The organism is Sphingobium sp. CR2-8 (genome assembly GCF_035818615.1).
GTDB lineage: Bacteria > Pseudomonadota > Alphaproteobacteria > Sphingomonadales > Sphingomonadaceae > Sphingobium.
Map to the genome: position 1 here is coordinate 343,379 of NZ_JAYKZY010000001.1, position 18,183 is coordinate 361,561.

Consider the following 18,183-nt stretch of genomic DNA (forward strand, 5'->3'; position numbering starts at 1 on the left):
TATTCGGCGCACAGCTTTCACGGTTCGTCGATCACCCGGAATATCCCGCCGCTGCTCAGATCCCGGACCAGATCGACGCGCTTTCCATCCCAATGATAGTCCAGATGCCGTCCCTGCACCGGGTTGGCCGCGCAGTCGGGGTAGAATAGTCCGACGCATTCTCCCCCGGACTGCCGCACGCTGGGATAGACAATGCCGTCCGAACCATCTGCCCGCAGGGCGCTGCCAACCTGTTGCGCCACTTTATAATCATCCGTAGCGAAACAGGCGTCGAACCGATCACCCAGGCCGCGCAGATCGTGGAGGTCTGCACGAACCGTCAGGATGATTTCGCGGAACTGCGATGTCCAACCGGATTTCTCTGCGGTTCGCGCCATGAAGCGGCTGTGGTGATGGATCGTCTCGAACAAAGCGGTCTCATAGGTCTTGGCGATATAGAGAACGCCATAGCGGCCATCGGAAAAGCGGCTTGGCCGGTCGGTGCTGATATGGGTGAAGGATGCCATAAGATAGGATGCGCCATGACCACCAACGCGGCGGTCCAAAGGGACAAGGTCCAGATTGCCGACCGACGCCATGATGCGTGGATTGCTCTTCTGCTCGGCTGACAGGAGCAGCGCCCAGTCCGCCGGATCGGCTATGTCCTCGAACAGATCGATGGGCGGATGGATGCTGCGGATGATACGCACCGCGCGGTCCCATGCGATTGTGCGGACCGGAATTGCGTCGATCGGAATCACCAGCCGCCACGTTCCGCATCGAGATAGCGCCGCACGCGCATGAGGTCGGTCAATTCGCCGCCCAGCATGATGCCCAGCGCACTGGCTCCGCCAAAGGCGGCATTGCCCGCCTTCACCCAGTCATAGGCGCGTTGCGGTTCCTGAAAGATCAGGCGCAGCGCCTTATGTATGCCCATCAGGTTGGAAAGCCGTGCCAGCCCATCGCGCGACATCCGGCCTGCACCCTCCGCTTTCCAACGGCGATAGGTGCGCACCGGCATATCGGTCAGGATGGCAGCCTGCTCATCCGTGATGCCCCATTTTCCGAATAGATTGATCGCGGCACGGAACATTGCGACGCCCTCCGCCTGCGTAACAGGGGAAGGGTAGAAGGGAAGCTCCATAGTATCAATTTGTTGCAACAAGGCCATGCCATATCTCCATATGGCATTAAATAGTGTAAAATTAGCCAAATGGCAACATCGGTCTCGTGTCGTCGTTCAGGACTTCGCGACGGAATTCCAGCTATCGGCGAAACTTGGCGAGGCGATGAAACTGGCTGGCTGCGGCAGCGTAGGGGGCGGATCGCAGACGCCTTCCTCTATGTAACGCATCGCCGCCATCAGTCCGCTCCGGGAAAAAGGCTTGGCGATGATCCCATGTGCCCCACAATAATCGTCGGGCACTTTCTTGGGATTGGCCGTGACGAACACGATGAAGGTTTGCGCCCAGCGTTCGCGGATCAGGCGGCAGACATCCAGGCCGCTGGTGCCACGCGCAAGCTGGATGTCGACGAACGCAAGATCGGGCGCCACGTCGTCGCCAAGCGCCTCGACATCGTAAAGCGATGCCGCTTCCGCCACGACCCGGTGCCCCGAATCCTCGACCATCGCTTCCATATCCATGGCCAGCAACGCTTCATCCTCCACGATGAGGATATCGAGCGGGGCGACGGGGCGCTTCATGCCGCACCCACGGGGAAGGAAATCGTCACTCTAGTGCCGGGCGCCGCATCGTCCCAGACGACCTGCGCGCCGACTTGCCGCGAAAGCCGCTTGATCAGAGCCGCACCAAGTCCGCCCGATCCCGGCGTACCGCTTTCGATGCCCGGACCATCATCGGTTATGATGATCGACGCGGTGTCGCCCAGCGGCTTTGCCGCCACATGCAGACGCCCGCTCCGCCCGTCGACAAAGGCATGTTTCATCGCATTGGTCAGCACTTCGTTCAGCACCAGGCCCAGCGCCGCCGCCTGACCCGACGGAATTTCCACCGGTTCGATGTCCGTCTCAACGTCGATATCGGTGCGGCCGCTGGCGCCTAGGACATCCGATACGAGATTTTCCGTAAACGCTCCCAGGTCGAAGCGGGTCACATCGTCGGACTGATAGAGACGACGATGCACCGTGGCGAGCGCGTCGATCCGTTCCATCATCGTTTCCAGCTTGGCCGCGATGGCCGGATCGCCGATCGTGCGGGCCTGCAGGCGCAGCAGCGACCCGATCATGGTAAGATTATTCTTCACCCGATGATCGACTTCGTGGAGCAGAAGCGTCTTCGCCTCCAGCGCCATCTCCAAATCCCTTGTGCGGCGCTCCACCTCGCGCTCGACGATCGCCTTCTGCTCGGTGATCATCGCCTGCGCATCCACGCGGTCGGTAATATCGAGCTGGGACGCGAAGAAGAACTGGATGTCGCCCGCCGCATTATGCACCGGGCTAAGATAGAGCGCATTCCAGAAGGTCGAACCATCCTTGCGGTAATTCAGCAGGTCGATGTCGATATTATGGCCTGTTTCGATCGCTTCGCGAACGCGAGCTACGGCGGCCTTGTCGGTGTCCGGACCCTGCAGGAAGCGGCAATTGCGTCCGATAATCTCGTCGCGGTCATAACCGGTGAGCTTCTGAAAAGCCTCGTTGCAGAAGATGATCGGATTGTCATGCTTTGCCGGGTCGGTGATGACCATCGGCATGCGGGTCGCGCGGACCGCAGCGGCGAAGGGGTCGCCCGATCCCGTCTCATGCTTGATGTCGCCCGTCAAATGCCAGTCGTCGCGATCGTTCATGCTTGCTCCGTTGCGGCGCGGATCGACCCGCTGCTACCACTTATCGGCAAGAGAACCCCCGACCACGCCTCGCGTTCCTGCAAAGATTGTTCATGTCTGGGGTGAGGTTGGCAGACGCCTGATCGCCTCTTGGCAATATTTGGCTATCGATCGTTTCGTTCAATGATCCTTTGGCTGCGCGACAAGCCTTAACGCCTTACCTTCCCCAGGTTCATCCAGCGGCGTCTTAAAGATTGAGAATGATAGCGCTATCATTTATTAGCAGTGAGCGTTATTAGAGCGACATAGAGCAAGGAGAGGAATTCATGACGATGCGCACCATCATCCGCCATGGCTGGCCACTGGCATTAGGTCTGGCCTTGGCCGCATGCCAGCAGGCGCCACAGAAAGCGCAAGCGTCGGATACCAAAAGCGCCAAGGCGGAGAAGCGCGCCGCATCCGAATATCTGTCCCAGCCGCTGGTCACGGATATGTATACGGCCGATCCGTCCGCCCATGTGTGGGACGGCAAGATCTACGTCTATCCCAGCCACGACATCGATGGCCCGACGCCCGAAGACGATCTGGGCGCGCACTTCGAAATGCGCGACTATCACGTGCTGTCGATGGACAAGATCGGTGGACCGGTCACGGTCGGCCCGGTCGCGCTTGATGTCAAGGATGTGCCTTGGGCGCAAAAGCAGATGTGGGCACCCGACGCCGCGCGCAAGAATGGCACTTATTATCTCTATTTCCCGGCGAAGGACAAGGAAGGCGCTTTCCGCATCGGCGTCGCCACGTCCAAAAATCCGATGGGTCCGTTCAAGGCCGAGCCGCAACCGATCAAGGGCAGCTATTCGATCGATCCGGCCGTGTTCACCGACGATGACGGCGCCAGCTACATGTATTTCGGCGGCATCTGGGGCGGGCAGCTCCAGCGGAATATCGGCGGGAAATATGACGCCAAAGGCTCCAAGACCGACCTGGGCAAAGACGACCAGCCCGCACTCGCGCCGCGCGTCGCTAAGCTGACCGGCGACATGCTGCAATTCACCGAAACGCCGCGCGCCGTTCAGATAGTTGATGACAAGGGCAAGGCTTTGCTCGGCGGCGACCATGATCGCCGCTTCTTCGAAGCGTCCTGGATGCACAAATATAAGGGCAAATATTATTTCAGCTATTCGACCGGCGACACCCATTATCTCGCCTACGCCATAGGCGACTCGCCCTATGGTCCCTTCACTTACAAGGGTCGGATCCTGGAGCCGGTCGAAGGATGGACCACCCATCATTCGATCGTCGAATGGAATGGCCGCTGGTGGTTGTTCTACGCCGATACGCAGTTGTCGGGACAGACTCGCCTGCGCAACGTCAAGGTGACGGAACTACGCTATAACCCCGATGGCACCATCCAGACCATCAATCCGCTAATTCCGGCCAAGGGCGGGACGCGTTGATCCAAAGCCAGGAACGCGCGATTACCACAAGCGATCGCGCGTCCCTGGATCGTTTTCTCCTCGCCAAGCACATCGTTTGACGCCTGCGCAATCGAGCGTTACCGCGACGGCGATGATCGCCCTGCTATCCCCCGCCAAGACCCTGGACTTCGAACGCGCGCTGCCGCCGCTTGATGCGTCGACCCCGCATTTCGCGGACGAAGCGCGCAGCCTCGCCCGGTCCGCCGCCAATCTGACGCAGAAACGGCTGTCGGAACTGATGCATATCTCGCCGCGCCTCGCGAAGCTCAACGCGGATCGCTTCCGCGATTTCGCCGACCTGCCCGAACGGCCGGCACTCTTCGCCTTCGCCGGCGACGTCTATACCGGCTTCGAAGTGGACACGCTCGATGAAGCGGGCGTGGCTTTCGCGCAGGACCATATCCGCATGTTGTCGGGCCTTTACGGCCTGTTGCGGCCGCTGGACGCCATTCGGCCCTATCGACTGGAAATGGGTACGCGCTGGGCGCCACGCCACAAAAGCCTGACCGACTGGTGGGGCGACCGCATCGCGCAACATCTGCGCGCGCAACTTGCGGAGGAGGGGTCGGGCGTTGTTCTCAATCTCGCCAGCCAGGAATATTATGCAGCCGTCAAGGACAGGCTGCCGGGCGTCCGCGTGATCGACGTCGACTTTCGCGAGCCTGGCCCGAACGGCCCTCGCTTCGTGAGTTTCAATGCCAAGCGCGCGCGCGGCATGATGGCGCGCTGGCTGTGCGAGCATCATGTCACCGATGTGGACGCGATGCGGGGGTTCGACAGCGACGGATATCGGTTCGACGCCGCAGAAAGCGACGCGGACCGCTGGCGTTTCACCCGCACATGAGCGGGGCAGGCAAGACATCGGCCGTCATCATCGGCGCGTCCGGCGGGATCGGTGCGGCACTGGAATCGGCCCTGATCGATGAGGGCACGTTCGACGTCGTCCATGGCTTTGCGCGCTCGCGCAGCGGCCCGCAGCATCTCGACCTGCGCGACGAAGCGAGCATCGTGGCCGCCGCCGCCCATGTCGCAAACGGTCCCATGCCTACCCTGGTGATCGTTGCGACCGGCCTGCTGCATGACGGCGACCAATCGCCCGAAAAGGCGTTGCGCGATCTCGACCCTGATTGGCTGGCGCAACTTTATGCCGTCAATGCGATCGGCCCCGCGCTCGTCGCGAAACATTTCCTGCCGATCATGCCCAAGGCGGGCCGTGCCGTCTTCGCCGCGTTGTCGGCGCGGGTGGGATCGATCAGCGACAATCGCCTGGGCGGCTGGCACGGCTATCGCGCGTCGAAGGCGGCGCTCAACATGCTGGTCCGCACCCTTGCGATAGAGGAACGTCGTCGCAACGACCGCTCGATCGTCGTGACCCTCCACCCCGGCACGGTCGCTACGCCTCTGTCGCGCCCGTTTCAGACCAACGTCCCCAAAGGACGCCTGTTCGATCCGGAGCGCGCCGCGTTGCAATTGCTGGACGTGATCGAAGGGTTGAAGCCGTCCGACAGCGGCAAGCTGTTCGACTATCAGGGCGAAGAAGTACCGTTCTGACTGCGGGACGCGACCGATATCATCGTCCTGTGCCGCTCAATCGATCCGCTGAAGCGCGATGTGGCGAAATTCGATCGGATGGCCTTCCCCCTGCAAGGCGATATAGCCCTGCTTGAGCGATAGCACGCCGCCCGCGGCTGCGATCAGAGGCTTGGCGTCTTCGTAGTCCGGATCGAGTTCGATGTCGGAATATTGCAAGACGGGCTTGCCGTCGATGAAGTGCGTGACCTGGCCCGATGGGAGGACTTCGAGTTCCGCCTTCGTCCAGCGTCCGGCGGGCAGCAGCGGTGCGCTCGACAGAATACAGTGCCGGGGGTCGCGTTTGCCCTGAAAGACGACCGTCGTTCCGGGCGTACAGACATTGCCCGACGGTTCCTCTGTCGGCCGTGGCGTGGCGAGCAATTGCATCTCCAGGCTGACGGGAAAGTCCTGGTCACGGCGCATGGTTTCGGGTGCCTGCGCATGGAACATCAGGCCGGAATTGGTCGACTGCCACACTTTGATGCCGGGCAGCGACTGGCCGAACAGCCGATATTCGAACCGGACGCGAAAGGCCTTGAGCGGCGCTTTCCAGAAGAGATGGCCGAACTCGCCGTTGAAACTCTTGTAATTGGCATGCGATACGCGGATCGCGCCGTCCTGAACGACGAACATGTGGAGCGGATCTTCACCCACCGCCCGTCCGGTGATCTTGGGCGTCCACCCATCGAGCGACTTGCCGTCGAAAATCGGCTCCCATCGCGCGTCCGGCGCCGGTGCAGCGCCTGTCAGCAGTCCCATGATCGCAAGCGCATATAATTTCATCGGTCGGCCATCCAGTCGATTTCGAGACGGCGGAAACTGTGCTTGATCCCAAGCGCTTAGTCCAGAGCACATGCAATGTTACGCCGCCCTATATGGTTCCAGGTCAGGCGATCGCCACGATCCTTGCCCGGCTGCCGCGAACCTGTGGCTCGTCCGATAATGTGGCGTCTAGCACTGCTCCAACCTCTTTGGTCGGGCCTTGACCCGGTCGGCAGGGCAGGGCCTTTGAGCGCTGCAACCGGCCTTTCACGGTTCGGTTCGTGGTCCCGATCGGGCAATGATGCTCATCCCGTCTGCGGCTGCTGCGCGAAGCTGCTGTTGAGATGCAGATATCTGTCGTCGAACTCGCCTATGGCCGCCAATCGCGCGAAGTCGAGGATTTCGACGGTCCGTTGATGCCGGGTGATCAACTCGTCTTCCGCTAATGCGCGAAAGGTTCGGCTTACATGAACCGTGGTCAGCGCCAGCGCATCGCCTAGTTGTTCCTGCGTCATCGGCAGGTCGAACAGATTGCGTTGCCCCAGTCCTGCAATCTCCATCCGCGTCGCCAGATCGCATAATATATGCGCCATGCTGGCGCGCGCATTGCGACGGCTCGCATTCAGGCCCCACTCCTGAATGAGTGCGGCATTGGCCAGCGTTTCATACCACATGGCCTGGCCGACGGCCGGGTGCGACAATGCGATGGCGCGGATGGCATCGATCGGTATTAACGCGACCTCGACGCTGCTCAAAGCCTGAACATTCTGATCCGCCCGCTGGAGTATCGCATTTTGCAGATCGATGAGGTCGCCTGCCATGTGCAGCGAAAAAATCTGACGCCGCCCGTCGCCGGAGATTCTATGCTGGAAAGCAAAACCGGACAGCAGGAGACAAATGGAACTGGGCTGGTCGTTCTCCCGCGCGATGAACTCATGAACCCGCATTTTACGCACAATATGGGGGAGCGCCAGCACAGCAGCCTGATCGCGTGGATCGAGAGGCATTCTGAGCATGAGTTTGCTGAGCATTTGTGACAAGGACAGGGAGATTTTCACATACGCTCCGTTCGTTGACGGGAGCGTTTTAAATCTCTCAGCCATCGGCGGCCGGATATTGGGCCGATGATGGATATAGCTTACATCGAAACGACTTACGTGTCTCTGTGTTATTCGTTTATGATGATAACATGGATCAACTGACAGCATCGTCCAATCTGCATTTCCTAGCGTCTAAATCCTTCCCTCGGCTTGTCGTTAGCTTTCTATGGGTTTTGAATGGAATCAACCGATCCATCGCGTGCGCGGTCGGATCGAGAAGATGTCGACCTTTGGTCGCCTTCGGCCGGGTCATGGAAGCGATGGAACGGCCTGCGCCGACTGCGTTGGCGGGGCCTCGCCAAAGGCTCTCCTGAGCGCAGTCGAAAAGTCCTTCTCGCGGCCATCGCCTACAACTTCAGGCGCAGGATGAATATTCTTTCCGTGCCAGCGTTATGTGCCTTCGCCAGCAAAGCATAGGCCGGATCGAACGCTCGTCGAACATCTCTGCGATGTCATAGTGCTACGACCAACCGCGCACAGCTTTCCTACGTGGCCGGTGTGATGGCGGCAGATCGGGTTTCGCCAATCTGCTTGCGCAGCGCCTTCTTATCGATCTTGCCGACGCTGGTCTTGGGCAGAGCGGCGACGATCAGGATGCCGTCGGGCAAAGCATAACGGCTCAGATGACCCGCTTCGCAGAACGGGCGCAGATGCGTTCGGATGTCATCAAGGCTGACGGCTGGCTGGTTCGGTCGGAGCACGATCGCGCCGAACGGTCGTTCGCCCCACTGATCGTCGGGGACGCCGACAAAGGCTGCCTCGGCAATGGCAGGATGGCGGATCGTGTAATCCTCCAGCACGGCAGAAGACACCCATTCGCCGCCCGTCTTGATAACATCCTTGAGCCGGTCGACGATGCGGATGGCGCCATCCACATCCTGCTCCGCTATGTCCTGGGTGTGCAGCCAGCCGCCATGCCACAATTCCGCCGACGCCGCGTCGTTGCCGACATAGCCTTGGGTCAGCCATGGTGCGCGCACTTCCAGTTCGGCCGTGGTGTCGCCCCGCAATTGAACCTGCACCAGTGGGATTGGAAAACCGGCGCGGCTCGCGCCGTCCTCGACCGTTGCATTGCCAGAACGCGCCAGGGATATGACCGGCCCCGTTTCGGACATGCCATAGCCTGCAATCGCATGAATATTGTGCCGCGCGGCCCGATCCGCCAATGTCGCAGGCAGGCTGCTTCCCCCAATCACCATCGTCCATGGCGTTTTGACCGGGGTGCCCTGCAACTGATCGAGGATCATCTGCAATATGGTTGGGACGCAATGCGAGAATGTCACGCCATGCTCCCTTTGCAGCGCGACCAGCCGGACCGGATCATAACGCGAAGGATAGATCTGCTGGGCACCCAATAGCGTCGCAACATAGGGAAGGCCCCATGCGTGCACATGAAACATGGGCGTCATCGGCATGTAGACATCGTCCGCGCGAAAAGCCTGGCCGTCCGGTTGGTTCGCCAGCGCGGTCGCGAAGGCGAGGGTGTGGAGCACGATCTGGCGATGGCTGAAAGCTACGGCTTTGGGATCGCCGGTCGTTCCGGTCGTATGGAACGTCGTTGCAATGGCGTTTTCGTCGAAATCTTGGAAATCGAACGTCTGGTCCTGCGCGGCGAGCAATGCGTCATAGGACGGCGCGCTTCCATTTTCGGCGATCGGCACGACAATGCGCAAATCGGGCAGATCCGGACGCAATATATCGACCAGGTCGGCAAAGTCGGGATGATAGATCAGGGCGACCGCGCCGCTGTGCCGCATGGTGTAGAGGATCTGCTGGGGCGATAGTCGGACGTTGACGGTCTGTAGCACCGCGCCCATCATCGGTATCGCGAAATAACATTCGAGATAGCGGTGATCGTCCCAGTTCATGACTGCGACGGTCATGCCCGGTTCGATGCCCATTCCCGACAGCGCGTTCGCCAGTCGGCCGACACGGGCCTGAAGATCGTGGTAGCTGAATGTCTGCCCTTCGCTGACGATATGCCGGTCGCCATGCTGATCGACCCTGCTCAACAATTGGCTGATTAACAGCGGATAGCGATAGGCATTTTCGGCTTGGTCGGCAAATTTCACCGGCATCGGCAGTCATCCATAAAGGTGAACCGCCGCGGTCGAGACCCGTGGGTCGCGACCGCAGCAGCATCACGTCACGCCGGGGCTACGGCTTTCTTCTTGCGCACGATCGTCTGGACGCTGGTATATTCCAACAGGCCATCGAGCCCGTTCTCGGCGCCGATGCCCGATTGCTTCATTCCACCGAACGCTGCCGTCGGCGACAGATGCTGGGCCTCATTAACCCACACGGTGCCACTGGCGATCTGCTGTGCGAGTGCGAAGGCGCGATCTTCGTCCTGGCCCCACACCGATCCGCCCAAGCCGAATTCGGTCGCGTTCGCGCGTCGAACCGCTTCGTCCATGTCATCGACTTTGATGAGCGGGAGCACCGGTCCGAACTGTTCTTCCTGAACGATGCGGCTGTCTTCCGGCGGATTGTCGAGGATTGTCACCGGGATGAAATAGCCCGGCACGTCTGTATGCTCGCCGCCGGTCAGGAACGTGTATCCCTTGTCCCTGGCGTCTTGGATCAGTTCAATGACGCGGTCATATTGCCGCTTGTTCTGGATCGGGCCAAGCTGCGTTCCTTGTTCAGATCCGTCGCCGATCTTGACGGTGCGGGCATAGGCGACCAGCGCATCGCGCATCGGCTCGTATATATCCTTGTGGATATACATGCGCTTGGTCGCGACGCAGACTTGCCCGTTGTTCGTGAACGCCGCCCAGAACAGTTCCTGCGCGACCTGTTCTACATCTACGTCCGGCATGACGATCGCCGCGTCGTTGCCACCCAGTTCCAGTGTGACGCGCTTGAGCGTCGACGCGGCCGACTGCATCACGCGCTTTCCCGTTCCCGTGGAGCCAGTGAAACTGATCTTGTCGAATCCTGGGTGCTCGGTCATCCACGGCCCGAGTTCATCGCCACCGGTCACGACGTTGAGCACGCCTGGCGGCAATATCCCGGCGGCCAGTTCGGCGACCTTGATCGTGGTCAGCGGTGTGAACGGCGATGGTTTCAACACCATCGTGTTCCCGGCCATCAGCGCCGGCCCCACCTTGAACATCGCCAGGACCATTGGAAAATTCCATGGCGAGATGGCGCCGACGACGCCGATGGGCACATGGCGCGTTTCGCTATAGCGATCGTCGGAATCCTCGTTGATCGTAACCGGCAGGTCCAGCGAGGCAGTCCCCTTCAGCCACATGCCCGAACCCATCGCTTCATATTCGGATTCGCTGTGCGGCTTTCCCTGTTCCTTGGTAAGCAGCCGCTTGAAGTCGTCGGCGTGCGCAAGGATCGCGTCACCCAGCGCATTGAGTTTGGTCTTGCGTTCTTCGATCGGTGTCGCCGCCCAGCCGGGAAACGCCTTGCGCGCAGCGGCGATAGCATGATCCAGATCGTCACGGGTCGCTTGGGGAACTTTCGCGATGACTTGCTCGGTCGCAGGGTTGACGACGTCGAACGTAGTCTTCCCCTCCACACGCTCGCCGCCAATAATCATCGCATAATCGTCATTGAAATTCATATACTTCTCCATCAAATTCGAAGCGTCAGAAAACCACTTTAGCGCTAACGCCATAGGTTCGTGGCGAACCGGGTGCGAAGACGCTGAATCCGGCCACACCGCGCAGCGAAACGCCGAGCGAATAATAGTCCTTGTCGAGCAAATTCTTCGCCCACACGCCAAGCTCAAGCTTTTCGTTCATCAGTTTCAGGCTCGCACTGGCATCGACCAGCCAATATCCGTTCTGAAACAGTCCGGTATTATCGACGCCAGTCACCGGATTGACGTCGGCGTTGAGGGGACTGAAAAATACCTTGCTCTGGTAATTGGCATCAGCGTGAAGCAATAGTTTGGTGCTATCCCCTTCATAGGCTGTCCAGTCGGCGGACGGCCTGAAGGTGAACTTCGGCGCGAACGGCAAGTGGTTGCCCTTGACCGAACCACTCAGCAGCGCCCCGTTGGTCGAATATTTTCCGCTGAACAGTCCGACTGTTGCTCCGACACGCAGCCGGTCCGTCACGACCAGTGTGGATTCGACGTCCAGACCATATATTTTGGCGGGTCCCGCGTTCGCCGCGAATGTCTGCGCCGCGACGATTTCCTGCACCTGGAGATTCTGGTAATCATAATAATAAGCGGCAAGATTCAGGCGAAGCCGCCTGTCAAGCAGTTCGCTTTTCAGGCCAACCTCGAAAGCATCTACCTGTTCAGGCGGCAGATACGTCAATTGCGAAATAGAAAGTGGGCCAGCCGTATTGGCGCCAGCGCGATAGCCGCGCGAATAGCTGCCATAGATATTTACATCGTCGCTGACGGCATAGGCCAGTGAAGCAACGCCCGTCACCCGGTTTTCAGTATTGCGCAATCCCGGCGAAAACTGCGTTGGATCATAGGGGCCAAATCGGGGCACTGTATTGATAGCGGGAACGATAGGACCACCTGGTACCAGGCGCAGGCCCAGATATCCTTGCACGTCCGTTATCTGCGTGATGTCATGAGTGAAGCGTGCACCCAGCGTCAGTTTGAGTTCGGGCGTGATCGAATAGATGCCCTGCGCAAAGCCGGCGAAACTTTTACGGATTTGCCGATAGCGCAGAAATTCGTCGATGGGAGGAACGCCATTGGCCGGATCGCTTACGAAGGGAAGGGCGAACCCTATCTGTACCCGATTGAAATCCCGCATGCGATCATAGCCGTAGAAGCCGCCGACCACCACATCGAGGTCGGTTATGCTGGTAATGCGTGCCCGAAGTTCCTGGCTATGCTGGGAGAAGCGACCGTCATGGAAGGCCCGGATGATTTCGAGCGGCGATCCGTCGATATCCTGGTTCGATGAGAATGTGCCTGACGATAGGCTGGTGATCGACGTGAGTTCGAAGCCTTCGCTCGCTTCCCACGCGACATGCAGGTCCACCCCTTGACTGTCGCCATGGACGAAACCGACGTTCGGCAATTCCTGCTGATGGAACCCCAACTGGCTTCGGTTATAGGTCAGCCCGGCTAACGAATAGGATCCGTCGGGAGCAGTGCCCACGATCGTGCCGCCAGCTTCTCCGCTGCGGTTGCGCGAGTAATAGCCTTTAAGCCGGATATCGAGATCGGGTGTTGGCTTCACGCGCAACGTCCCTCGTACCGAAAGCGAATTCACCGCGCTCAGGTCGCCCGCACCGGCCACCACATTTTTGACGTAACCGTCTGACTTAACGAAGTTTGTGGCGACACGGATACCGACTTGGTCCTCCACGGGCGTCAGTTCGATGGCGCCTTCGGCGGCAACCCGGTCGAAGGAGCCGTACCCGCCGCTAAGATAGCCCTTGGTTCCTTGGAGTTCAGGCTTGTTGGAGATGAAGTTGATCGCCCCGCCGGTGGTGTTCTTGCCATAGAGCGTACCCTGTGGACCGCGCAGCACTTCGATGCCGGACAGATCGTAGAGTTGTTGACCATGGGTCGTCGGTGACGACTGGTAGATGTCGTCAGTGTAGACGCCGACAGGGGAAACCTGATTTGGTTCGAACTGATTGGCGACACCTATCCCGCGCAAGGTGAAGTTGGGCTGCGTCTCGTTCAGCGCCGACACGATTGTCAGCGTCGGCACAAACTTCACGAGGTCCTGTGTGCGGAACGCCACGGCGTTGGTGAGCGTGTCGCCTTGCAGCGCCGTGATGGATGCCGGAACATCCTGCACATTCTCGCTCCGCCGATTGGCCGTGACGATGATGTCGGCCAGCCCCACGGGACTGCCGCCCTGCGGTTCAGCCGCAGTTGCGGATTGAACTGGTCGCGCATCCGCCACGGCCGGGGTCGCCGTCTGGGCCGATGCTGCAAATGCAACCGTCGAAACGGTGATTGAGAGTGCTGCAAATGACACATGTCTTCCAGTCATGATTTCTTCCCCTCCAAATATTATTTTGTTTTGTCGTTAATTATAATTATTTAATTCTTATAATGTACAATAAAGTAATTTTCATAAATTGAAGTCGCCTAACACTATATTTACAGCGGACTAACGATGACGTGGCGTTGAAGTCGGCTCCAGATGATGGCGGTCACAGACATGCAAACTGATTGCTGATATTTTTGGCCGTCCCTGATGTCCGGACCCGCTTAACTTCAGGCCGCGGCGGGGCTACGCCGTTGCTGAACATCCGCACCCGGCGTTACCGCGGCTCCACCAGAAATCTCGCGCATCACCGCCAACATATCTGGTTGGCCGGTATGTGCCGCCAGACCTCCATCGGCGATGATATTCGCCCCCGTGACGTAAGATGCCTGTTCGGACGCCAGAAACGCCGCGACTTCCGCCATCTCGGCAGCGGTGCCGCTGCGGCCCATCGGAATGAGATCGTTAAAATGCTTGCGGACGGGTAGCCCCTCAAGGCCACCGGTCAGCCGGGTGTTGGCTATAAATCCTGGGCAAAAGGAATTGACCCGGATATTCTCGCGCGCATGATCGAGCGCCAACACACGCGTGTAGTTGATGACGGCTGCCTTGGATGCGTTATAGGCGCCGAACCCGTGATCGGCCGCCAGTCCTGATACGGACGCCGTGTTGACGATCGCCCCGCCGCCGGTGCGCCGCATGTGCGGGATCGCGGCGCGGCAGGCGTACATAATCGCGGACACGTTGATTTTGAAAACGCGATCCCAATCCTCATCAGTCGTTTGCGTCACATCGCCGATCGTTCCCGTACCGGCGTTATTGAACAGCAGGTCGATATGGCCATGCGCATCCACCACCGTCTGGACCATCGCAGATACCTGACTGGATGATGTCACGTCGCACACATGGTTGCGAATATTCCGGTCACTGTGCCGCAACGCGTCGCCATCGATATCGGCGGCGAATACCACCGCGCCCTCCATGGCCAGCAGGGTTGTGATTGCGGCACCGATGCCTGTCGCCGCCCCGGTTACGATAGCCGTCTTGCCTTCGAACCGCATCATATCACGCCTCTCTCTTTATGGTTTTTCGTTTTCTCAAGCCGCCTAATCGATCCCGAACCTCCAGACGCCTTCGCCATATCGCGATATGGAATATGGCGTTTGATGCGCGGACGGCACGCGCCTGCATCGACGTGGCGCGCTATTTTCGGAAATCGGCTGTGCGATCGAAAGCAGTACGGATCGCGCATGGCAACCAATGCCAGCATCTGCGGCCTCCCCGGAAGAGGAAAGGTTCTTATGGCCCTTCCTTCGTCTCATGGATGTACCAGACCAAGCCAATTCTAACTTGTCATTTCAGGACACATATTTGGCATTTCGCGTCTATCCCGGCCAGGTTTGCTTCCTGGCTGCCGGGCATATCGGCCTTCGTTCCCGTCATTTTTACTGTACCGAAGGCGAATAGCAGTATGGTCGAAATGCCATGATCTGCTAAGGCGAATTCCGGCATTAGTGAGATGCCGATAGGAATATTGCATATGACCCTTGCGTCAAAACAGGTCGGCTTGGCTGATCTTGCGGGTTCGGTGGAAAACGCGCGCGCCACGTCCGCGCACACCGCTTTACTGGACGGCCCCGTCGTCAAACCGCTCCTCATGCTCGCCCTGCCGACCATCACGATGATCCTGACACAAATCGGCGTCGGGGTGGCGGAGGTCTATTATATCGGACGCCTGGGCACGGCGGCGCTTGCGGGAGCTTCGCTGGTGTTTCCCTTCTACATGCTGATGTCCACGATGTCGGCTGGTGGACTGGGCAGCGGCGTGTCGTCGGCGGCGGCTCGCGCGATGGGCGCAGACCGCAGGGATGATGTCCAAAGGATATTCGCCCATGCCATCATGATGGCGCTGATCGTCGGCCTTTCGTTCACCGCGCTGATGCTGATCCTGGGTCCATGGATCTATCGCTCCCTGGCTGGATCGGGCGCCGCGCTGGATGCCGCGGTCCAATATTCGAACATCATCTTCGCCGGCATCGTCTTCATGTGGGTCAACAATCTGCTGGGTGCTGCTTTTCGCGGGATCGGCAACCCCCGACTGCCCGCGCGGATCGCGCTGGTGGGTGCGGTGATCGTGGTTCCGGCGTCGCCTGTGCTGATCTTCGGCTTGGGACCGATCCCGCCGATGGGGATCGCAGGCGCGGCCGCGGCGCTGGTTTTATACCAGATTGGAGCCATGGTCGCATTGCTCCATCGCTGGCTCACTTCGCATGGGGTGGCGTTGGACGATTTCCGGCCCCGCCGGTCGATCATGCTCGATATCGTCAGGGTTGGCGTCCCAAGTTCTTTGAGCGCGGCACAGACCAGCCTGATGTCCGTCGTCCTGACCGGGATGGCTGCGCGATTTGGAACGGACGCGCTCGCCGCCTATGGGATCGCGTCACGGCTGGATTCGACGATGGTGCCTGTCCTGTTCGGCCTTGCCTCGGCCGTGCTTACCATGTCGGGTATGAATGCCAGTGCAGGCAGAATTGACAGGGCGCAGCGCATCGCCTGGGCAGGAGCGGGCCTGGGCATGATCGCGACAGGGCTTCCCGGCATTGTCTTCGCCATCTGGCCCCAACTCTGGCTCGGCATGTTCTCCAACGACTTGCAAGTGCTGGCGGCGGCAGCCATGTATCTGCGGATCACGGCGCCCTTCTATCCCTTGCTGGCGCTGGGCTTCGTCCTCAGCTTTGCCGCACAGGGCGCCGGGCATTCCTTGTGGCCCGCGGTCGGGGTGACGGCCAGGGTGGTTCTGACGGTCGCCGTCGGCTGGATCGCAATCGAAATGCTGGGATTTGGATTTCCCGCGCTTGGGGTCGCGGCGGTGACGGGCCTGATCGGCTATGCTGCGGTTTGCTTTGGCGCGATGCGGTCCGGCGCTGTTTGGCGGGGCCGTCGATGATGGCGCGATCATCTTTCTGACAGAGCGGTTCCGGTCGTGCCCGAAATGTGCGTGTGCGACGGGCAGATACTCGCCCCAGGGCGAGAAGCCCCGGGGCAATTCGCTCTTGGGTTACGCCGCCATGCGAAGCAGTTCGACGACATCGGCTTCGCTCTTGATCGGTCGCGGATTGACCTTGACGAAGCGGTGCTGGATCGCAACCGATGCGATCCGATCGAAGTGGCTTTCATCGATGCCGACATCGCGCAGGGTCCGTGGCAATCCCAGCTTCGCGACGAATGCTGCAAAGGCGTCGCCAGCGTCCTGGCCTGGCGCACGTAGCGCTTCGGCCAACCGAAGCTGGGCTTCCTCCGTAAACGCCTTATTGTAGCGTAAAACGCTGGGCATCATCACCGGCGTACAGAAATAATGGGGCACGTTCATCGTTCCGCCCAGCACATGCCCGACGCCATGGCTGGCCCCCATGGGAACGCGTGCCTGTATGCCGAACGCCGACATCCAGGATCCGAACTGCGAAATGCGACGGGCTTCGAGATCGTCGGGGTCGGCCAGCGTTCGAAGCATGCCATCATGCAGGTAGCGAATGCCCGCCAGCACCGCAGCGTCGGTCAGTGGCGTACCGAACGGCGAACATAGTGCTTCGATGCCGTGATCCATCGCGCGCGTGCCTGAACCAAGCCACAAATCCTGCGGCGTATGCAGGCTGAGTGCGGGATCGAGGATGACCGAGATAGGCATCATCAGCGGATGGAAGAAGATCTGCTTGATTTGCGTGCGTTCGTCGGTGACGAGCGAGGCTGCATTATGCTCGCCGCCGTTCAGCGTCGATGGCACCGCGATCTGGCGCACACGTGGCGCGCGGAACGGCGTTTCGGCATTACGCAGATTGACGTCAGGCGTGATGACATAGGGGTCGAAGCCGGCTTCGTCGCGAATGTCATGCTCCATCGCCATGATGACCATCTTGGCAAGGTCCACGGCGGAACCGCCGCCGACGCAGACGACCAGATCGGCACCGGCGTCCTTTGCCTGCATGGATATGTCCGCTGTTTCGCGGCGGGTCGTGTGCTGGGCGATGCCATCGACCGTCATCGCGTGACGATCGCCAAGCGCTTCCTCGATCCGCGCGATCTCGTCGGTCTTGGTATTCAACGTGGTGCTGGCCAGGATGAACACCCGCTTCGCGCCTAGCCGCTCCGCTTCCTCGCGCAACGCAGTGGCGGCGGGGCGCCCGTAAAGCAGCCGGTCGCTGGCGGGGAAGTTGTGAAAGCCTTCGCTACGCATGTGTGGTCTCCATATTGCGGAATAGGGGTTTCGGCTGAAACGGGATGAAACAGATCGGCTTGCATCGACAGGTATGCGCGCCAGTAGCAGAAGGCCGCGCTCGCCCGCCGATGCACGCCGTCAGGATCAGCGTCCAGCGCAGCCCTTCGGTCTCGCCAAGCCCCCCTGCGCCGGTCGGCACATCGTTCAGGACGCCGACGAGCAGCGGACCGCACCCATAGCCCACGAGGTTGAGCGCCACGAGCGCCATAGCCTTGCATGTTCATCCTCCTCCAAAGATGGTCCGGTACGGCTCGGCGCGCCCATTATCGGCTGTCGTCGAATCCGCCCGTTTTGTT

16 protein-coding genes are annotated in these 18,183 nt (G+C 60.0%); 4 read left to right on the forward strand and 12 right to left on the reverse strand.

The features are described from left to right. Positions 1-17: 17 nt before the first annotated feature. From U5A82_RS01575 to U5A82_RS01590, 4 genes are all read right to left on the reverse strand, one after another. Entirely contained in the window at positions 18-689 is a 672-nt protein-coding gene (locus U5A82_RS01575) for an RES family NAD+ phosphorylase (protein ID WP_326288114.1), read from the reverse strand. A 47-nt stretch (positions 690-736) separates the two neighbouring features. Beyond that, on the reverse strand, positions 737-1,150 hold the full coding sequence (locus tag U5A82_RS01580) for an MbcA/ParS/Xre antitoxin family protein (RefSeq protein ID WP_326288115.1): 414 nt from the start codon (positions 1,148-1,150) through the stop codon (positions 737-739). Positions 1,151-1,219: 69 nt separating this feature from the next. Beyond that, positions 1,220-1,684, reverse strand: coding sequence for a response regulator (locus U5A82_RS01585; RefSeq protein WP_326288116.1), 465 nt, complete (start codon positions 1,682-1,684; stop codon positions 1,220-1,222). Next, positions 1,681-2,784, reverse strand: a complete 1,104-nt coding sequence (locus U5A82_RS01590; RefSeq protein ID WP_326288118.1) for a PAS domain-containing protein — start codon at positions 2,782-2,784, stop codon at positions 1,681-1,683. The genes U5A82_RS01585 and U5A82_RS01590 overlap by 4 nt, the downstream gene beginning before the upstream one ends. Positions 2,785-3,095: 311 nt before the next feature. Here U5A82_RS01590 and U5A82_RS01595 point away from each other — a divergent pair, with 311 nt between their 5' ends. From U5A82_RS01595 to U5A82_RS01605, 3 genes are all read left to right on the forward strand, one after another. Then, on the forward strand, positions 3,096-4,220 hold the full coding sequence (locus U5A82_RS01595) for a glycoside hydrolase family 43 protein (protein WP_442802145.1): 1,125 nt from the start codon (positions 3,096-3,098) through the stop codon (positions 4,218-4,220). Positions 4,221-4,332: 112 nt separating this feature from the next. After that, positions 4,333-5,085 carry a peroxide stress protein YaaA gene (gene yaaA, locus U5A82_RS01600; RefSeq protein ID WP_326288771.1) on the forward strand — a complete coding sequence of 251 codons (753 nt, stop codon included), beginning with the start codon at positions 4,333-4,335 and terminating at the stop codon, positions 5,083-5,085. Further along, positions 5,082-5,792 carry an SDR family NAD(P)-dependent oxidoreductase gene (locus U5A82_RS01605; protein WP_326288122.1) on the forward strand — a complete coding sequence of 237 codons (711 nt, stop codon included), beginning with the start codon at positions 5,082-5,084 and terminating at the stop codon, positions 5,790-5,792. The genes yaaA and U5A82_RS01605 overlap by 4 nt, the downstream gene beginning before the upstream one ends. 36 nt (positions 5,793-5,828) lie before the next feature. Here U5A82_RS01605 and U5A82_RS01610 read toward each other — a convergent pair whose 3' ends face one another. From U5A82_RS01610 to budC, 6 genes are all read right to left on the reverse strand, one after another. Beyond that, on the reverse strand, positions 5,829-6,596 hold the full coding sequence (locus U5A82_RS01610) for a 3-keto-disaccharide hydrolase (RefSeq protein WP_326288124.1): 768 nt from the start codon (positions 6,594-6,596) through the stop codon (positions 5,829-5,831). A gap of 284 nt (positions 6,597-6,880) precedes the next feature. Continuing rightward, the gene (locus U5A82_RS01615; protein WP_326288126.1) at positions 6,881-7,678 is read right to left on the reverse strand and encodes a Crp/Fnr family transcriptional regulator; all 798 of its coding nucleotides are present in this window, start codon (positions 7,676-7,678) and stop codon (positions 6,881-6,883) included. Positions 7,679-8,160: 482 nt separating this feature from the next. Then, positions 8,161-9,753: a long-chain-fatty-acid--CoA ligase gene (locus tag U5A82_RS01620; RefSeq protein ID WP_326288128.1), complete on the reverse strand. Its 1,593-nt coding sequence runs from the start codon at positions 9,751-9,753 to the stop codon at positions 8,161-8,163. A 68-nt stretch (positions 9,754-9,821) separates the two neighbouring features. Next, positions 9,822-11,255, reverse strand: a complete 1,434-nt coding sequence (locus tag U5A82_RS01625) for an aldehyde dehydrogenase family protein (protein ID WP_326288772.1) — start codon at positions 11,253-11,255, stop codon at positions 9,822-9,824. 25 nt (positions 11,256-11,280) lie between these two features. Continuing rightward, positions 11,281-13,617, reverse strand: coding sequence for a TonB-dependent receptor (locus U5A82_RS01630; protein WP_326288129.1), 2,337 nt, complete (start codon positions 13,615-13,617; stop codon positions 11,281-11,283). Between the two features lie 227 nt (positions 13,618-13,844). After that, entirely contained in the window at positions 13,845-14,678 is an 834-nt protein-coding gene (gene budC / locus U5A82_RS01635) for a meso-2,3-butanediol dehydrogenase (RefSeq protein WP_326288131.1), read from the reverse strand. A gap of 476 nt (positions 14,679-15,154) precedes the next feature. On the opposite strand from budC, the gene U5A82_RS01640 reads away from it, so the two are divergent. Further along, positions 15,155-16,561 carry an MATE family efflux transporter gene (locus U5A82_RS01640; protein WP_326288132.1) on the forward strand — a complete coding sequence of 469 codons (1,407 nt, stop codon included), beginning with the start codon at positions 15,155-15,157 and terminating at the stop codon, positions 16,559-16,561. Positions 16,562-16,672: 111 nt separating this feature from the next. On the opposite strand, the gene U5A82_RS01645 is transcribed toward U5A82_RS01640, so the two are convergent. After that, on the reverse strand, positions 16,673-17,845 hold the full coding sequence (locus tag U5A82_RS01645; protein WP_326288134.1) for an iron-containing alcohol dehydrogenase: 1,173 nt from the start codon (positions 17,843-17,845) through the stop codon (positions 16,673-16,675). Further along, positions 17,838-18,095, reverse strand: coding sequence for a hypothetical protein (locus U5A82_RS01650; protein ID WP_326288136.1), 258 nt, complete (start codon positions 18,093-18,095; stop codon positions 17,838-17,840). Before U5A82_RS01650 ends, U5A82_RS01645 begins: the two co-directional genes overlap by 8 nt. Between the last annotated feature and the right edge of the window lie 88 nt (positions 18,096-18,183).